At 58.1% G+C, this 16,151-nt stretch carries 14 protein-coding genes; 8 read left to right on the forward strand and 6 right to left on the reverse strand.

The window, feature by feature from the left end:
• Window positions 1–2 precede the first annotated feature (2 nt).
• Both CU103_RS12050 and CU103_RS12055 read right to left on the reverse strand, forming a co-directional pair.
• Entirely contained in the window at window positions 3–212 is a 210-nt protein-coding gene (locus tag CU103_RS12050; protein ID WP_106664164.1) for a hypothetical protein, read from the reverse strand.
• 289 nt (window positions 213–501) lie between these two features.
• Window positions 502–1,176, reverse strand: a complete 675-nt coding sequence (locus CU103_RS12055; RefSeq protein ID WP_210203752.1) for a GNAT family N-acetyltransferase — start codon at window positions 1,174–1,176, stop codon at window positions 502–504.
• A gap of 93 nt (window positions 1,177–1,269) precedes the next feature.
• Between CU103_RS12055 and CU103_RS12060 the strand changes: the two genes are divergently transcribed.
• On the forward strand, window positions 1,270–2,454 hold the full coding sequence (locus CU103_RS12060; RefSeq protein WP_106664283.1) for a pyridoxal phosphate-dependent aminotransferase: 1,185 nt from the start codon (window positions 1,270–1,272) through the stop codon (window positions 2,452–2,454).
• A 45-nt stretch (window positions 2,455–2,499) separates the two neighbouring features.
• On the opposite strand, the gene CU103_RS12065 is transcribed toward CU103_RS12060, so the two are convergent.
• Complete coding sequence (locus CU103_RS12065) at window positions 2,500–3,213, reverse strand: tellurite resistance TerB family protein (RefSeq protein ID WP_106664166.1); 714 nt, start codon at window positions 3,211–3,213, stop codon at window positions 2,500–2,502.
• Between the two features lie 91 nt (window positions 3,214–3,304).
• Window positions 3,305–4,234, reverse strand: a complete 930-nt coding sequence (gene trhO, locus CU103_RS12070) for an oxygen-dependent tRNA uridine(34) hydroxylase TrhO (RefSeq protein WP_106664284.1) — start codon at window positions 4,232–4,234, stop codon at window positions 3,305–3,307.
• A 157-nt stretch (window positions 4,235–4,391) separates the two neighbouring features.
• On the opposite strand from trhO, the gene CU103_RS12075 reads away from it, so the two are divergent.
• Window positions 4,392–5,030: a 2-dehydro-3-deoxy-phosphogluconate aldolase gene (locus CU103_RS12075; RefSeq protein WP_106664167.1), complete on the forward strand. Its 639-nt coding sequence runs from the start codon at window positions 4,392–4,394 to the stop codon at window positions 5,028–5,030.
• A 76-nt stretch (window positions 5,031–5,106) separates the two neighbouring features.
• Here CU103_RS12075 and mepK read toward each other — a convergent pair whose 3' ends face one another.
• Window positions 5,107–6,870, reverse strand: coding sequence for a peptidoglycan L,D-endopeptidase MepK (mepK, locus tag CU103_RS12080; protein ID WP_245448740.1), 1,764 nt, complete (start codon window positions 6,868–6,870; stop codon window positions 5,107–5,109).
• Between the two features lie 390 nt (window positions 6,871–7,260).
• Between mepK and CU103_RS12085 the strand changes: the two genes are divergently transcribed.
• The 3 genes from CU103_RS12085 (at window position 7,261) to CU103_RS12095 (ending at window position 11,596) form a co-directional block, all read left to right on the forward strand.
• Window positions 7,261–9,096, forward strand: coding sequence for a M3 family oligoendopeptidase (locus CU103_RS12085; RefSeq protein ID WP_106664168.1), 1,836 nt, complete (start codon window positions 7,261–7,263; stop codon window positions 9,094–9,096).
• Entirely contained in the window at window positions 9,096–9,998 is a 903-nt protein-coding gene (locus CU103_RS12090) for a heme-dependent oxidative N-demethylase family protein (RefSeq protein ID WP_106664169.1), read from the forward strand. Before CU103_RS12085 ends, CU103_RS12090 begins: the two co-directional genes overlap by 1 nt.
• A gap of 152 nt (window positions 9,999–10,150) precedes the next feature.
• Window positions 10,151–11,596: a homospermidine synthase gene (locus CU103_RS12095; protein WP_106664170.1), complete on the forward strand. Its 1,446-nt coding sequence runs from the start codon at window positions 10,151–10,153 to the stop codon at window positions 11,594–11,596.
• A 66-nt stretch (window positions 11,597–11,662) separates the two neighbouring features.
• On the opposite strand, the gene CU103_RS12100 is transcribed toward CU103_RS12095, so the two are convergent.
• Window positions 11,663–12,070 carry a VOC family protein gene (locus CU103_RS12100; protein ID WP_106664171.1) on the reverse strand — a complete coding sequence of 136 codons (408 nt, stop codon included), beginning with the start codon at window positions 12,068–12,070 and terminating at the stop codon, window positions 11,663–11,665.
• A gap of 182 nt (window positions 12,071–12,252) precedes the next feature.
• On the opposite strand from CU103_RS12100, the gene omp10 reads away from it, so the two are divergent.
• From omp10 to hemH, 3 genes are all read left to right on the forward strand, one after another.
• Window positions 12,253–12,642, forward strand: coding sequence for an outer membrane lipoprotein Omp10 (gene omp10, locus CU103_RS12105; protein ID WP_106664172.1), 390 nt, complete (start codon window positions 12,253–12,255; stop codon window positions 12,640–12,642).
• Window positions 12,643–13,065: 423 nt separating this feature from the next.
• Window positions 13,066–14,949 (forward strand): bifunctional metallophosphatase/5'-nucleotidase, encoded by a 1,884-nt coding sequence (locus CU103_RS12115; RefSeq protein WP_106664174.1) that lies wholly within the window; start codon window positions 13,066–13,068, stop codon window positions 14,947–14,949.
• A 150-nt stretch (window positions 14,950–15,099) separates the two neighbouring features.
• Window positions 15,100–16,149, forward strand: a complete 1,050-nt coding sequence (gene hemH / locus CU103_RS12120; RefSeq protein WP_106664286.1) for a ferrochelatase — start codon at window positions 15,100–15,102, stop codon at window positions 16,147–16,149.
• Window positions 16,150–16,151: the final 2 nt, after the last annotated feature.

Consider the following 16,151-nt stretch of genomic DNA (forward strand, 5'->3'; position numbering starts at 1 on the left):
ACCTACGACCGCTCATCCTCATGCTGTTTTCTTGCCCGCAGCCAGAAAACCAGGAAGAACCCGGCGACAAAAACCATCGCGAAGATACCGGCCGCAAGCGTCGAGCGTTCGCCGAGCGCCAGCATCAGCGTCGGCATCCAATAGGCCACAATGCCGAAGCCAAGCATGATGCAAGCAGCCGCTATCGCCGCATTACGGGTTTTCGGATCCATCGCGCTTCACAAGCCCTTCTTCAACGCCGGTTTGAAGTGGTTGTAACCTTGCTGTGCGGTAATGCAAGTGCACGAAAGGTCGATGCCGATTATCTCCCCCCTTTGTGGGGGAGAAAGTGATTTCAGTATCTTAGCGTCAGCTGAGTGCTAGAGATCACAAGAGAGGGGAAATCCCGCTGCGCACTTAGGCAAATCCCCTCTCTTGGATTTTCTAAGGATTTAGCGATGAGCTAAATCCAACAAAATTCTTTCTCTCCCACAAGGGGAGAGATAATCGGCCTCCACGAGTTCAGCCAACCCGGAACTCCTCCAGCCTTTTGATCTGCATCCCGTTCGCATCGAAATTATCCGGTGACAGCCATGCCTGATAGGCGGCTTTGAGCGCCGGCCACTCGCTGTCGATGACCGAAAACCAGGCCGTGTCGCGGTTCTTGCCCTTCTGCACCATATGCTGGCGGAAGATACCTTCAAACGTGAAGCCGAACCGCTCTGCTGCCCGCTTCGACGGCTCGTTGGCATTATTGCATTTCCATTCATAGCGCCGGTAGCCAAGGCCATCGAAGGCGTATTGCATGAACAGGAATTGCGCTTCCGTCGCCGCGGGCTTGCGCGAAATCAGCGGCCCCCAGTAGATGTTGCCGATCTCGATCACACCAAACGCCGGATCGATGCGCATCAGTGTCTGGCGCCCCGCGACCTTGCCGCTGGCGTTGTCAATGACCGCGAAAAATAGCGGGTCCTTGCTCGCTTCGGCCTTTTCCAGCCACGCTGCAAAGGCTTCGTGGTCTTCGGCGGGGTTTTCGAACAGAAAGCGGAACCGGTCGCCAGCGTCCGCAACCGATGAGGCTTCATAGAGCCCGTCGCCGTGCTTTGCGGCATCGAGCGGTTCCAGACGCACATAGCGGCCCTCAATCGGTTCGCGGGCGGGCAAAGGTCGCGGCGTCCAGTTTGTCAGATCGGTCATGATATTACAGGCCTGTTTTGCGTAAGATTGTTTGACTCCTTACGATGCTACAAGCACAAAGCAGAAGTTGAAAATTGTATGTGGGACAAGAAAATGTTGCGCACTATCGCGGGGTTCGACCGTATTGGTGAGGAAAATGCCTTTGCAGTGCTTGCCCGGGCAACGGCGCTCGCAGCCGAGGGCAAGGACATCATCAATCTCGGCATCGGCCAGCCCGACTTCAAGACACCCGCCCACATCGTCGAAGCCGCCATCAAGGCGCTGAAGGATGGGCACCACGGCTACACACCGGCAACCGGCCTGCTCGCTGCCCGCGAAGCGGTAGCCCGCCGCACGTTCACCACGACCGGCGTCGAGGTTTCGCCGGAAAACATCATGATCGTTCCTGGCGGCAAGGTAACGATGTTCGCCGCAATCCTCATCTTCGGTGAGCCCGGTGCAGAAATCCTCTATCCGGACCCTGGTTTCCCGATCTACCGCTCGATGATTGAATTTACCGGCGCCAAGCCTATCCCCGTCCCGATCCGTGAAGAAAACGGATTCGCATTCTCCGCCGCAGAGACGCTGGCCCTGATCACGCCGAAGACACGGCTCCTGATCCTCAATTCACCCGCCAACCCGACCGGCGGCGTGACCCCGAAGGCCGAGATCGTGAAGCTGGTGAAGGGTCTCGAAGCCCATCCGCACGTGGCCATCATGTCCGACGAAATCTACGACGTCATGACCTATGACGGCGAGGAACATTGTTCGCTCCTGACCTTTCCCGAGATCCGTGACCGGCTGATCGTGCTCAATGGCTGGTCGAAGACCTGGGCGATGACCGGCTGGCGCATGGGCTGGTCGATCTGGCCGAATTCGCACGAGAGTGGTCAACTCTACGACAAGGTGCGCAAGCTCGCGGTCAATTGCTGGTCCTGCGTCAACGCGCCGAGCCAGTTTGCCGGCATCGCCGCCATCGACGGCCCGCAGGACGATGTTGTGAAAATGTGCAAGGCATTCGACAACCGGCGCAAGATCGTCGTCGATGGGCTCAACAGTCTGCCAGGCATCAGCTGCACGACGCCAAAGGGCGCGTTCTATGCCTTCCCCAATGTCAAGGAAACCGGCTGGCCGGCCAAGCAGCTGGCGGCGGCGCTGCTCGATGAAGCGGGCGTAGCGCTGATCGGCGGCCCGGATTTCGGCATTCTTGGTGAAGGCTATATCCGCCTTTCCTACGCCAATTCGGAAGAGAACATCGTCCGCGCGATCGAGCGCATTGAGAAATTCCTGGCGAAGTAGACCGGCAGCCCTCCCCTTTGTGGGGAGAGCTAAAACCACCAGCCCTCAGGACGGGGAAGTGACCTTGACTTCGGCCACCGTCGCTTCGATATGCTCGATCAGATTGTCCGGCAGCTTCAACCGGCCGGCGAGCAGGTCGAGATAGCCGCGTTCGGCGCGCGTCTTCGGATCGATGGCAAGGCGCGAAGCGGTGTAGAGCTCGACCTTCTGCGCATCGGTAACGGCGGCGGCAACCAGCGCGTCGATATCGACCGGCGCGTTGAGCTCGTTCGCCAGGAACTCCTGCGTGTCGCTATTGATGCCGGATAGCGAGAGCTTTTCGATGATGCGCGCCTTTTCTGCGTCGTCCACCATGCCGTCTGCGCGGGCGGCTGCGATCATCGCGCGGACCAGCACCAGGGCAAACTCATGCTCGCCCTGCGGTGCGGTCGCCGGGTGAAAGCTCGAATCGTCCGGTGGCGAAAGCAGCTCGGGTTCACTTGCCTGCGGCGTTTCTGCCGGGGTCTTGCCGGACTGGTAGTTCTGGTAAGCCTTGTAGGCGAGCCCTGCCACGGCGGCGAGACCGCCAAGCTTCAGCGCGCCACCAGCCACTTCGCGCCCCGTGCCGGTGCCAAGCAGGATTGCAGCCAGCGCACCGGCAGCAAGCGGATTGTCCTTGGCCATTTGCGTTGCCTTGCCGGCCGTATCACGAACCGAGGTTCCGACCCCGGGGACGTTGCTTCCCAGGAAATCATCGAGAATCTTCTTCGGATCAAGCATGCAAATCTCCTCTTGGCTGCATGAATTCGCTCCGCATAACTAAGAACGGGTTCATGGCATTGCAATGACAGGAGAGGAATTTGTCAGGCGCCTAGCTGCCTATATGCGCCTTCTCGCCGCGCTCTTTGGCTAACCTGACCTGCTTCTGCCGTTCGGCAAATCGGGCACGGTCTGCATCCGTGCGCTCGTGGTAGCAGTTCGGACAGGAGACACCTGCCTCGAACAGCGGCGAAAGCTTGTCTTCCGGCGCAATCGGATTGCGGCAGGCATGGCAAAGTTTGGCCTCACCCTCGATAAGACCATGACCGACCGAAACCCGCTCGTCGAAGACGAAACATTCGCCTTCCCAGCGGCTTTGCTCCGCCGGCACATCTTCGAGATATTTCAGGATGCCGCCCTTCAGATGAAACACATCGTCGAAGCCAAGACCTTTGACGAAGGCGGTCGCCTTCTCGCAGCGAATACCGCCGGTGCAGAACATGGCAATCCTCTTGCCTTCGAGCTCTTCGCGGTGATTTTCCACCCATTGTGGAAACTCGCGGAAGGTCTTCGTCTGCGGGTCGATCGCACCGGCAAATGTACCGATCGCCGTTTCGTAATCATTGCGTGTATCGATCAGGATGGTCGCCGGGTCGGAGATCAACGCATTCCAGTCCTTCGCCGGCACATAGGTGCCAACGCTTTGCAACGGATCGATATCCTCCACTCCCATGGTGACGATTTCCTTTTTCAACCGCACTTTCATGCGCTTGAAAGGCATCTCGCTCGCATGGGAATATTTAAGCTCCATTCCGGCAATGGCTGGCTCGGCTTCGAGAAATTCGACCAGTTTTTTGATAGCGGCCGCCGATCCGGCGACAGTGCCGTTGATACCTTCAGCTGCAAGGAGCAGCGTGCCCTTGATCCCCTCACCGCAGCACAGCTTCGCCAGCGGCTCCTGCAACGACTGGTAGTGATCCAGCCGGGCAAAGCGATAGAGTGCGGCCACTGTAAATGGCAGGTTTGAAGAATGATCCGTCATGATCGCATCCAACTACTGTGCTATGCCTGCAATTTCAAGGGTTTTACGCTGCCGGCCTCGAACGGTGTTCCAGTTGTGCAGCTTGTGAGATAACCAGGTAGACAAATCTGCCAAGCCCTACTAAATCGATTGAAGTTCAAGATTGCGGAGAAGTTACATGACCCAGAAGACCGATTTGCTCCTACCCGTCCTCAAGGGCCAGCCGGTTATTCCGGTCATTCTCATCCAGAACGTTGCCGACGCCGTTCCGCTGGCGCGCGCCCTTGCCGCCGGGGGCCTGCCGGCAATCGAGATCACACTGCGCACGGCCGCAGCCCTCGACGCCATTCGCGCTGTCGCCAATGAAGTGCCGGAAGCCATTGTCGGTGCGGGAACCATCCTCAATGCCCGCCAGTATGAGGAAGCGAGCGAAGCCGGTTCGCGATTCATCGTCAGCCCCGGTGTGACCCCGCAGCTCATCGAAGCGGCGCGCCACAGCAAGGTCCCTTTGCTCCCTGGCGCCATCACGCCCGGTGAGATCATGGCGCTGCGCGAAGAGGGTTATACAATGCTGAAGTTCTTCCCGGCCGAACAGGCTGGCGGCGCGACCTTTCTGAAATCACTTGCCTCGCCGCTGGCCGGTACGCTCTTCTGCCCGACCGGCGGCATCAGTGTCGCCAATGCCAAGACTTATCTGAACTTGCCCAATGTCGTCTGCGTCGGCGGCTCATGGGTTGCACCGGAGGAACTGGTCAAGGCTGGCAAGTGGGACGAGATCACCAGACTCGCCGCCGAAGCAGTCAAGCTGGCCGCGTAGACGCCGGAATTTTGGTGCAAACCGCTCTAGAATGTTGAAATCCCTATCTCACCAACGAGGGAGATAGGGAGGAGCGTTACGATCCGCTGGTCGGATTGAACTTGGCGATCTGCAGAAAGGTAACCGCCTTGCCTGTGAACTTGTTGGCGGCCACTGGCGTGTCATGGCGGAAGCCGCCCACATAAACGGTCGTTGGTGCCGTTCGCATCAATGCATTGCGCAGGACGGCCGGTTCCACATGCGGCGCTACATCAGCGACCTGCTCGGTCGAGAGCGCGCGATCCGGGACATCCGAGGAAACCTGGATCGCCTTGGCGCTCTCATCCTGCGCGGTCTGACGACGCGGTTTCGATCCTTTCGCCGTGGTGTTCACACCGCTGTCAAGTATGACAGCGGGCTCACGCGGTTCAGCTGATGCCATTTGTATATTCTGCTGCACGGCTGGCTGCGGGTGGGCAAGGCGCCCGCCGATCGTTCCTGGCAGTGTGGGCAATTGCTGGGCTTGTTTGAGAAGCGTTTCCGGTGTCGGGTCGACGTCCGGTACCTGAATGATATCCCGGTCGTTCGCCGCCGTCTCCGGCAAAGCCGAAGCAGGCGCAGGGCGCTGGTCGGGCACAATCGCCGCTACCATCATGTCATTGTGCTTGGGTTTGTCGAAAGGCACAGGCACCAGAGCATTGACCATTTCAGCGGACGTCTTGGGGGCAGCGGCACTGGAACCGTGGGCGTTGGCCGCCATGAGCTCATTGATTGCACCGACGCCGTTCTGCGGCCGGGGTTCTGGCAATGCAGCCAGCGCATTCAGTGTCGGCTCAGCCGGCACCGGCGTCGGCGAATAGTCCGGACGGCGCAGGGGAACCGGAACGTTGAGTGCTAGAGCCTGATTGTCCTCGGGCGTTCCCGCCATCGGCGTTTCAGGCTCCGGCACTACAGGATTGGCCTGTGACGCTTTGGTCTGTGCTGGTGCTCCATCGCCATCGGCTACTTCCGCTTTTGCAGCAACGGTCCTCGAGGGTTTCGCCGCCGATGCTACAGCAACTGAGCCTTCACTGGAATCCTCTGCTTCATCGGCGCCGCCGCCAAAGAGAACACCGAAAAGTGTCTTACGGCCGGAGCTCGAGGAGGCGCTGGCAATCTGGATCGAACTGCCACTGCGCTTGCGCGATTCATAGGCGGCAACGGCCTGCTCATAGCCGGGCAACGGCTTGCCGTCGGAGGGAACGTGCAAGGTCTTGCCATTCGGGAAAACTGTGAGCAGCTCCTTGCGGCTCATGCGCGGCCAGTGGCGAACATTGCCGACATCGGTATGTATGAAGGGGGAACCGGAGGTCGGATAGTAACCCACGCCGCCAGCCTCGAACTTCAGGGCCGTGTTGCGAAGCGTCGCGAGTTTCACACCCGGGAGGTACCAGTCCATCGCCTTGCCAAGCATGTGCTGGCTTTTCTCCGCGACGCCGCGCGAACGGGAACGCAACATTGAATTCGTGGAGGGGGAGCGATAACCGCAGATAACGTGAATGTAGTCCCTGCCACCGGCCGCCTGGTATACTTGCCACACCAGATCGAACAGGCGGGGATCCATCTTGGTTGGTTCGTTGCGGCGCCAGTCGCGCAGGAACTTGTTCAGCTTGTTCAAGCCGTCCTGCTGAAAGCGGCCGTTTTTCTTGAATGTGATTTCAGCACGTTCGTTCGTATGGACGAAATAAAGTTTCAGGGTGCGTGTCTCGGCATTAGCCTGCGTGGATGCAAACAACATCGACGCAAGAACCACGAGGAACGCAAACCAGCCGGAACGCACAAGAATACCCACCGTCGATCCGCCGTTCTTAACATGATTCATGTCTGACAATTCGTCCCAACCTTGACCGCTATTCCAACCCCCGAACAGCTGGATTATCGGATTTAATGGTTAATGGTCGCTTTATTGAAGAACAAATACGTTGAGAGCATGGCAAAAACTCACGCAGAATCCATCGTTATGTGGCATGGTAAACGGGTTGTTCACAGCACAGTTAACGTCTTTTGGCTGATGAATCCACCCCACGAAAGTCTAAAATTTGCTCAAGTATTGAACAAGCAAGACAGAACTGGATCAATCGCCAACGGACTCTTAAGGTTTGGATCGCCGGTCTTCCTCTTGTGATTCGGACCTTCGAAATTTCATTCGCTACAATGACATGGTGCCAAAATGACTTCTGAAACAACTGGATACACGCTCGATCACGCACTTATGGCTGCGGCAAAAACCGGCGGCGCGGCAGCCATGAAAAACGATCAGGCGGCGCTTGGCGTCCTTCCCGAGTGGAATTTGGCGGATCTGTATCCGTCAACCGAAAGTAGCGAGCTGAAGGCCGATATCGCACGGGCCAATGAGCTGGCCGCAGCTTTCGAAGCGCGCTGGAAGGGCAATCTCACGGCCGAAGCGGGCAAACCGGACGGCGGCGATTTTGCCGTCTCCATCCGGGAGTTTGAGGCGCTGGAGGAACTCATTGGCAGGATCGTCTCCTTCGCCGGCCTGGTCTATGCAGGGGACACGTCAGACCCGAAGCGCTCCAAGCTTTATGGCGATATCCAGCAGAAGATGACGGATGCCAGCACGCATCTGATCTTCTACAGCCTCGAGCTCAATCGCATCGACGATGCGGTGATCGAAAAGGCAATGGCGAACAATCCCGCCATCGGCCATTACCGGCCGTGGCTTGTCGACCTGCGCAAGGACAGGCCCTACCAGCTTGAGGACAAGCTTGAGCAGTTGTTCCACGAAAAATCGATTACCGGCCGTGGCGCCTGGAACCGCCTGTTCGATGAAACCATGACCGCCCTGCGTTTTGAGGTGAATGGCGAGGAGCTGTCGCTCGAGCCCACGCTCAACCTGCTTCAGGATGCGGACGCCAACGTACGCAAGACCGCTTCCGAAGCGCTTGCCAAGACATTCAAGGAAAACCTGCGCACCTTCACCCTCATCACGAATACGTTGGCGAAGGACAAGGAAATCTCCGACCGCTGGCGCGGATTTCAGGACATCGCCGATAGCCGCCATCTCGCCAACCGCGTCGAGCGCGAGGTTGTCGACGCGCTTGCCGAGGCGGTGCAGGCCGCTTACCCGCGATTGTCGCATCGCTACTATGCGCTGAAGGCGAAGTGGCTCGGTCTGGAATATCTGAACAACTGGGACCGCAACGCGCCGCTGCCCGAGACCCCGCAGGCCGTCATATCCTGGACTGAAGCCCGCGAAACCGTGCTTTCCGCCTATCACGGCTTCGCCCCGGAAATGGCCGATATCGCCAGGCGGTTCTTTGACCGGAGCTGGATCGATGCACCGACCCGGCCTGGCAAATCCCCCGGCGCTTTCGCCCATCCCACCGTGCCCTCCGTGCACCCCTATGTGCTGCTCAACTATATGGGCAAGCCGCGCGATGTGATGACCCTCGCGCACGAACTTGGTCACGGCGTGCATCAGGTGCTTGCTGGCGACCAGGGGGCGTTGATGGCTTCGACCCCGCTGACCCTGGCCGAGACCGCATCGGTGTTCGGCGAAATGCTGACGTTCCGTTCGCTTCTGGAGAAGACCAGGGACAAACGCGAGCGCAAGGCGATGCTGGCGCAAAAGGCCGAGGACATGATCAACACGGTCGTGCGCCAGATTGCCTTCTACCAGTTCGAGCGCCGTGTCCACACTGAACGCACGAACGGCGAATTGACCTCCGACCGCATCGGCGAAATCTGGCTGGATGTGCAGAAGGAGAGCCTTGGACCGGCGGTCCGCTTCGGCCCCGGCTACGAAACCTTCTGGACCTATATTCCGCATTTCATCCACTCGCCCTTCTACGTCTATGCCTATGCCTTCGGCGATTGCCTGGTCAACTCGCTCTATGCGGTCTACCAGAATGCCGATGCAGGTTTTCAGCAGAAATATTTCGACATGCTGAAGGCCGGCGGGACCAAGCATCACTCCGAATTGCTGGCGCCTTTCGGCCTCGATGCGACCGATCCTGCCTTCTGGCACAAGGGCCTGTCGGTCATCGAAAGCATTATCGACGAGCTGGAGGCGATGGACGCCGCATAATGGTCACGACTACTCCGGCTCACACGCCTTATGATGGTTCGGCGCAACCCTTCACCATAGGATTGCAGCAGCTCGACCTGAAGGACTGGATTGAGATCGACGAGAATCTTCTCGCCTATCTGGCAGAAAAGCAGCGCCTGTTCACACTGCATGGCGAGCGCATATTCGTCGAGGAGACGGGAACGGACGAGGCTCAAAAGGAAGTGCTGGAGCTGCTCGCCGCCCATCTCACCGGGCACTACCCCTCCATCTACACCCGTGACGGCGAAACCATCGCCATTGCCGGCCGGGATGAACCGGTGCCGCTTGGCGAAGCGGAAACGCCCTCCCTGCGCCGCGCCGCCAGTCTCGTTCAGGAAGACCTGGTCCTGATGCGCAAGGATGAGCAGCGCGGCTGGCACCTTGGCGCTGCCTCCCTGTCGTTTCCCTCGTCCTGGACGCTGCTGGAGAAATTCGGCCGCTCGATGGACGAAATCCACGCGCCCGTCCCTGATTTCGGCGCGGGAACCCGCAATGCCGGGCTGATCACCCGCATGTTCGACAATCTGCGCCTCGACCGCCCGGTCTGGCGTATGAACTGGTCGCTCCAACCCGATGGCAATCTCTATCACCCGCTCGCCAGCCACCAGAAGGGCGCGCTCTACACCGATGGTGACATCGCCGAACAGAGCTACGTTCGGGTCGAGCGCCAGACATTGCGCAAACTGCCTGGGTCCGGCGATATTCTTTTCACCATCCGCATTCATCTTGATCCGATAAAGGCGCTGAAGAAACACCCGGAGTGCCGGGCCGTGGCTGAAGCTTTTTCCCGCCAGCTCGAAGCGCTTAATCCTGCGCAATTGCATTACAAAGGTATTATGGCAATCCGCGAACGGCTTATCGAAGCGCTCAAGCGGCTATAGGCGCCGTTATAATTAACAGTATAATGAAAATTCACCCTAAAAGGGCAATGGGTTGTTTGCTCTTTGTCATGTCTATGCTCTATGGTTTCTTTGAAGCGGGGAATTAACCGCTGCACTCATTGATGGAGATCAAAATTAGGAGCAACAAAAAAATGGCGAAGGCTGATTGGCCTGTACATGGAGAAATTACCGGTCCGATCGTGATGATCGGTTTCGGGTCCATCGGACGGGGTACCCTGCCCCTCATCGAACGCCACTTCAAATATGATAAATCCCGGCTGGTCGTTATCGATCCAAGCGCTGCCAACAAGAAATTGCTCGACGAGCGCGGCATCCGCTTCATCCAGCAAGCCGTTACCAAGGAAAATTACAAGACGCTGCTCAAGCCGCTTCTGACCGAAGGCGGTGGACAGGGTTTCTGTGTCAACCTTTCCGTCGATACCTCGTCCGTCGACATATTGCATCTTTGCCGCAAGCTCGGCGCGCTGTATATCGATACCGTCATCGAACCCTGGCCCGGCTTCTACTACGCCAACGACCTCGATAACGCTGACCGCACCAATTATGCCCTGCGCCAGACACTTCTTACCGAACGCAAGAAGCGTCCCGGCGGACCGACGGCGGTTTCATGCTGCGGCGCCAATCCAGGCATGGTTTCGTGGTTCGTCAAGCAGGCCGTGCTCGACCTGGCGCGGGACCTGCGCGTTGATCACACCGAACCGGCGCGCAATGATCGTGACGGCTGGGCCCGTCTGATGAACAAGGTCGGCGTCAAGGGCATTCACATTGCCGAGCGTGACACCCAGCGCGCCACCGAGCCGAAACCTTTCGGCGCTTTCTGGAACACCTGGTCCGTCGACGGTTTCATTTCCGAGGGCCTGCAACCGGCCGAACTTGGCTGGGGCACCCACGAAAAGTGGATGCCAAAGAATGCCCGCAAGCAGAAAAAGGGCAACAAGGCCGCGATCTTCCTGGAACAGCCCGGCGCCGATACGCGTATCCGCACCTGGTGCCCCACGGAAGGCGCCCAGTTCGGCCTGCTGGTCACGCACAACGAAGCGATCTCGATTGCGGACTTCTTCACGGTGTACGACAAGAAAGGCAAGGCATCGTACCGGCCGACATGCCACTATGCCTACCATCCCTCGAATGTCGCGACATTGTCTCTCGACGAGATGTTCGGTGCAGCCGGTCAGCCGCAGGCGATCCAGCATGTGCTTGACGAATCCGAAATTGTCGATGGTGCCGATGAACTCGGCGTCCTGCTCTATGGCCACGACAAAAACGCCTATTGGTACGGTTCGCAGCTGACGATCGAGGAAGCCCGCAAGCTTGCTCCGTATCAGAATGCGACGGGCCTGCAGGTTACGTCTGCGGTCATGGCCGGCATGGTCTGGGCGCTGGAAAATCCCGACGCGGGCATCGTCGAGACTGACGAAATGGACTTCCGCCGCTGCCTTGAAGTCCAGAAGCCCTATCTTGGTCCACTCAGGGGCCACTATACGGACTGGACCCCATTGGAAAACCGCCCGGGTCTGTTCAAGGAAAATCTCGACCTTGACGATCCCTGGCAGTTCCGCAACATCCTGGTGCGCTGACAGCAGCGCTCAAATCAAAACGGCAGCCTTCGGGCTGCCGTTTTCGCTTCCGCCATTCTTTGCCGGCTATTCCGGCGCAACTGGCTTGGCGTCATAACAGACGAACGCCAGCTTGTTGCCGTCAAGATCGCGGATATAGGCAGCATAAAAGCCCTCGCCATATTGCGGGCGGAAACCGGGCTTGCCCTCGTCCCGTCCGCCGTTCTTGATCGCAAGTGCATAGAGCCGGTCAACCAGCGGTGCATTATCGTCGAAGCGGAATGCCGTCATGACGCCATTGCCGACGGTCGCGCGCCCGCCGTCGAAAGGGTGACCCACAAAAAACAGGGGGAAAGTGTCATCGCCCTTCCGGCCCCAGGAGCTCGAAAGATGATCCCTGTAGCACTGATCGAGGCCCATTTCTGCCATGAGCGGATCGTAGAATTTGATCGCCCGCTGAAGATCATTGGTTCCAACCATGGTATAGCCGATCATCGCCTCGCTCCATAATTTGTGGTCGCTACTATCGCCAACTGTGGTCCAGGTCACAAGGCCGCCATGTCAGTAGTCTCTGCCGGAAAATATCGTATCCTTCAAATCTTCAATTAAACTTAGGTCTTGTTTTGGCTTGATTTTCGCGGCATTGAATGAGGCAGATCCATTGGGAGACAGTCTGGATGAAACGCTTTTCGCTGGCCATCGCCGCAACCGCACTGACCATCACCCTTGCCGGCTGCATGAGCGGCGGCGTCCAGGAAGGTGGTCCGGGCCAGGTCACCCGGCCCACTGACGCCGTGCAGGGTCAATGGTTCGACACATCCGGCGTCGCTTTCTCCAATTTCAATGGTGGCGCGTTCGAAACGCGGGCCAACGATACCAAGGAAAAATTGGCGGAGGGCAGCTATCGCTTCGCTTCGGCCAATCTGATCGAGATCAATTTGCGCTCGCTTGCCCGCGGCACCCAATCCAAGGTTAATTGCGCCTTGGTCAGTGCTGGCCAGCTGAATTGCACTTCCTCATCAGGTCAGCAATTCTCACTGACGCGCCGCTCACCGCAGGTAGGCTAGGCTCCTCAATTCCTCGCGCGAATGGCTGAACGATCGTATAATTGAACGCCGCAATGCATGACGCTACCTTCTTCGAAGGCCATCGGTGGTCAACGGAAAGAAGCAATAATGAGCGTCGTGCAAAGAAGTATTTGAGGCAGTTCGAGCAATCGATGTTCCAGAGATAAGGCGATGACGGCGGCAACTGCATTGAGCAGGCGAAACGACGACGTTACCTCAATCAAGTCCGAATTGATGCTGATCAAATGGATGATGGGATTCGTTCTTGCATTTCAGATTGGCATTTTCGCCAAATTGTTCCTGTCTTGGAAAACTCGGCAAAATCTACGTCCTCGGCAGCGGCACGTGTCATATCTTCTTGACGCGCGAAACATAGGATGAAGATACTAAACCATTCGATCGAAATGAGCCCGCGGAGCAGTTATGTCCAGAATCCTCAACCGAATCCTGCCGAAAATCCTGTTAGCCACCTCCGCCCTCGGCATGACGGCCGGCGTGGCGCTGGCCGACTACACGCTCAATATTTTGCATATTAACGATGAGCATTCGCGCATCGAAGCGATCAACAAGTTTGATTCGACCTGCTCCGCCGAGGAAGAGGCCAAGCAAGAGTGTTTCGGCGGGATCGCCCGCGTCAAAACCAAGATCGACGAGCGCCGGGCCGCGCTTTCGAAAGACGGCGGCAACGTGATTGTTCTCGATGCCGGCGACGAGTTCCAGGGTTCCCTGTTCTACACGACCTACAAGGGCGACGACACCGCCGAATTCATGAACCAGATGGGCTTCGATGCCATGGCTCTCGGCAACCACGAATTCGACGACACCCCCGTCACGCTCGGCAAATTTCTCGACAAGGTGAAGTTCCCGGTCATTTCCAGCAACATCGAAGTCGCGCCGAATTCGCCCATCGCCGGTAAATTCAAACCCTATCTCATCAAGGAAATCGGCGGCCAGAAGATCGGCATCATTTCCGCCCTGACCACGGATACGGCAGAAATTTCGAGCCCCGGGCCCGACGTCAAATTCGCCGATGAAGTCGAGACGCTGAAGAAACTGGTCGACACACTGAAGGCCGAAGGTGTCAACAAGATCATCGCGGTCAACCATTACGGCTATCTCAGGGACAAGGAGCTCGCGGCAAAGGTCGACGGCATCGATGTTATTGTCGGCGGCCACAGCCATACGCTCCTGTCGAACACCGACGCGGAAGCGCTCGGTCCCTATCCGACTTTGGTGAAGAATCCTTCCGGCCGGGACGTGCCGATCGTTCAGGCAAAGTCCTATTCGAAATATCTCGGTGAGCTCAAGGTCACCTTCGACGATGACGGCAATGTCACCAAGAGCGAAGGCGCACCGATCCTGCTCGACGCGTCTGTCACTCCGGATCCCGCCTTTGTGGCCCGCATCAAGGAATTGGGCAAACCGATCGAGGAATTGAAGGCGAAGAAGGTCGGTGAATCCAGCGGTGTGATCGAAGCTGCGCGCGAGGTTTGCCGCGTCAAGGAATGCAGCATGGGCGATCTGGTTGCCGATGCCCTGCTCGACCGTGTCAAGGGCCAAGGCGTGACGATTGCCATCATCAATGGCGGCGGCCTGCGCGCATCAATCGATGCGGGCGAAGTTACCATGGGTGAAGTCCTGACAGTCTTGCCCTTCCAGAATACGCTGGCGACCTTCCAGTTGCGCGGGTCCGATGTGGTCGCAGCGCTTGAAAACGGCGTCAGTCAGATTGAACAGGGTGCGGGCCGGTTTCCGCAGGTCGCCGGGCTCAAATATGCATTCGATGTGTCGAAGCCGGTTGGCAGCCGCATCTCTGACGTTCAGGTCATGCAGGGTGATAGCTGGAAGCCGATCGATACCGGGGCGACCTATGGTGTCGTTTCGAACAACTACATGCGCGCGGGTGGCGACGGCTACAAGATTTTCTCCACCAATGCGGTGAATGCCTATGATTACGGCCCCGGACTTGAATTGGTCCTTGCCGACTACATGGGCAAGAACACGCCTTACAAGCCATACACCGACGGGCGTATCACTGTGCTCGCGCCAGGAGCTTCCGCAGAGACAAAACCGGCTGAACCGGCGGCGGAAACCAGCGCAAAGCCAGCGCCGGAATCGGCAGCAGCGGCGCCGGCGGCCAACCATCATCCGGATACCTATACGATCAAGCGCGGAGACAATTTCTGGGATATTGCTGAAGAGGTCTATGGCAAGGGCACCGAGTGGAAGAAACTCGCTGAAGCCAATCCCGACATGAGGGTAATGAAGCTGCCGATCGGTGCGGCGATGAAAGTCCCGGCGCTGTAAGAGTTGATTCTCGCCCCCTCTGTCGTGCGGGACAGGGGGTGAGAACGCCACACTGCTTCAAACATGATTGCCCAAAACATGCGGCCATTCGCACTCTTGCAATAATACCCGCCCCCACTAGGTTCCACGCGCAGAAGTGGAGTAATGGACATGGCAATTTCTGGCGGGGATCTGGCGGTGGTAATAAAACCCGAAGACCATCCACGCATCGAAACCTCGAAGGTCGGTGTCCTTCTCGTCAATCTCGGCACTCCGGACGGCACCGACAAGGCGTCGATGCGGCGCTACCTGAAGGAATTCCTGTCCGACAAGCGCGTGATCGAATGGCCGCGCGCAATCTGGCTCCCGGTGCTCTACGGCATCGTCCTCAACGCCCGCCCGAAGAAGTCCGGCGCGCTCTATGCGAAGATCTGGAACCGCGAACGCAACGAGTCCCCCCTGCGTACCTACACCCGTTCGCAGGGCGAAAAGCTTGGTGCTGCCCTCGCTTCCCATCCTGAAATCATCGTCGATTGGGGTATGCGCTATGGCCAGCCGTCGATCGAGCAAGCGCTGGAGCGCCTCGACAATGCCGGTTGCAAGCGCATCCTGATGTTTCCGCTCTACCCGCAATATTCGGCAACGACGACTGCGACGGTCAACGACAAGTTCTTCGAGGCGCTGATCAAGATGCGCTACATGCCTGCAACACGCACGGTTCCGTCCTATCAGGACGAAGCTGTCTATATTGATGCCCTCGCCGCCTCTATCGAAAAACATTACGCGACGCTTGATTTCGAGCCTGAAGTCCTCATCGCCTCCTATCACGGCATTCCGCAGAGCTATTTCAAACGCGGCGACCCCTATCCCTGCCATTGCTGGAAGACCACGCGTCTCCTGCGCGAACGCCTTGGCTGGAGCGAAGACAAGCTGATTACCTGTTTCCAGTCCCGCTTCGGCCCGGAAGAATGGATGCAGCCCTATACGGACAAGACGCTCGAGAAACTTGCGAGGGATGGCGTGAAGTCAGTTGCCGTCTTCAATCCGGGTTTTGTTTCCGACTGCCTTGAAACGCTGGAGGAAATTGCAGGCGAAGGCGCGGAAATCTTCCGGCACAATGGCGGCGTCAACTTCACCCACGTCCCCTGCCTCAATGATTCCAGCGAGGGCATGAAGGTCATCGAGGAGCTGGTCCGGCGTGAATTGCAAGGCTGGATTTGAGC

It is taken from the genome of Phyllobacterium sophorae (genome assembly GCF_003010965.1).
Classification (GTDB): Bacteria; Pseudomonadota; Alphaproteobacteria; order Rhizobiales; family Rhizobiaceae; genus Phyllobacterium; species Phyllobacterium sophorae.

Coding starts and splice junctions, on each gene's coding strand:
- CU103_RS12100 (WP_106664171.1), bottom strand. CDS start 12,070: ATGATCGGCTATACCATGGTTGGAACCAATGATCTTCAGCGGGCGATC.
- CU103_RS12075 (WP_106664167.1), top strand. CDS start 4,392: ATGACCCAGAAGACCGATTTGCTCCTACCCGTCCTCAAGGGCCAGCCG.
- CU103_RS12050 (WP_106664164.1), bottom strand. CDS start 212: ATGGATCCGAAAACCCGTAATGCGGCGATAGCGGCTGCTTGCATCATG.
- CU103_RS12115 (WP_106664174.1), top strand. CDS start 13,066: ATGTCCAGAATCCTCAACCGAATCCTGCCGAAAATCCTGTTAGCCACC.
- hemH (WP_106664286.1), top strand. CDS start 15,100: ATGGCAATTTCTGGCGGGGATCTGGCGGTGGTAATAAAACCCGAAGAC.
- mepK (WP_245448740.1), bottom strand. CDS start 6,870: ATGAATCATGTTAAGAACGGCGGATCGACGGTGGGTATTCTTGTGCGT.
- CU103_RS12095 (WP_106664170.1), top strand. CDS start 10,151: ATGGCGAAGGCTGATTGGCCTGTACATGGAGAAATTACCGGTCCGATC.
- CU103_RS12090 (WP_106664169.1), top strand. CDS start 9,096: ATGGTCACGACTACTCCGGCTCACACGCCTTATGATGGTTCGGCGCAA.
- omp10 (WP_106664172.1), top strand. CDS start 12,253: ATGAAACGCTTTTCGCTGGCCATCGCCGCAACCGCACTGACCATCACC.
- trhO (WP_106664284.1), bottom strand. CDS start 4,234: ATGACGGATCATTCTTCAAACCTGCCATTTACAGTGGCCGCACTCTAT.
- CU103_RS12065 (WP_106664166.1), bottom strand. CDS start 3,213: ATGCTTGATCCGAAGAAGATTCTCGATGATTTCCTGGGAAGCAACGTC.
- CU103_RS12085 (WP_106664168.1), top strand. CDS start 7,261: ATGGCTGCGGCAAAAACCGGCGGCGCGGCAGCCATGAAAAACGATCAG.
- CU103_RS12060 (WP_106664283.1), top strand. CDS start 1,270: ATGTTGCGCACTATCGCGGGGTTCGACCGTATTGGTGAGGAAAATGCC.
- CU103_RS12055 (WP_210203752.1), bottom strand. CDS start 1,176: ATGACCGATCTGACAAACTGGACGCCGCGACCTTTGCCCGCCCGCGAA.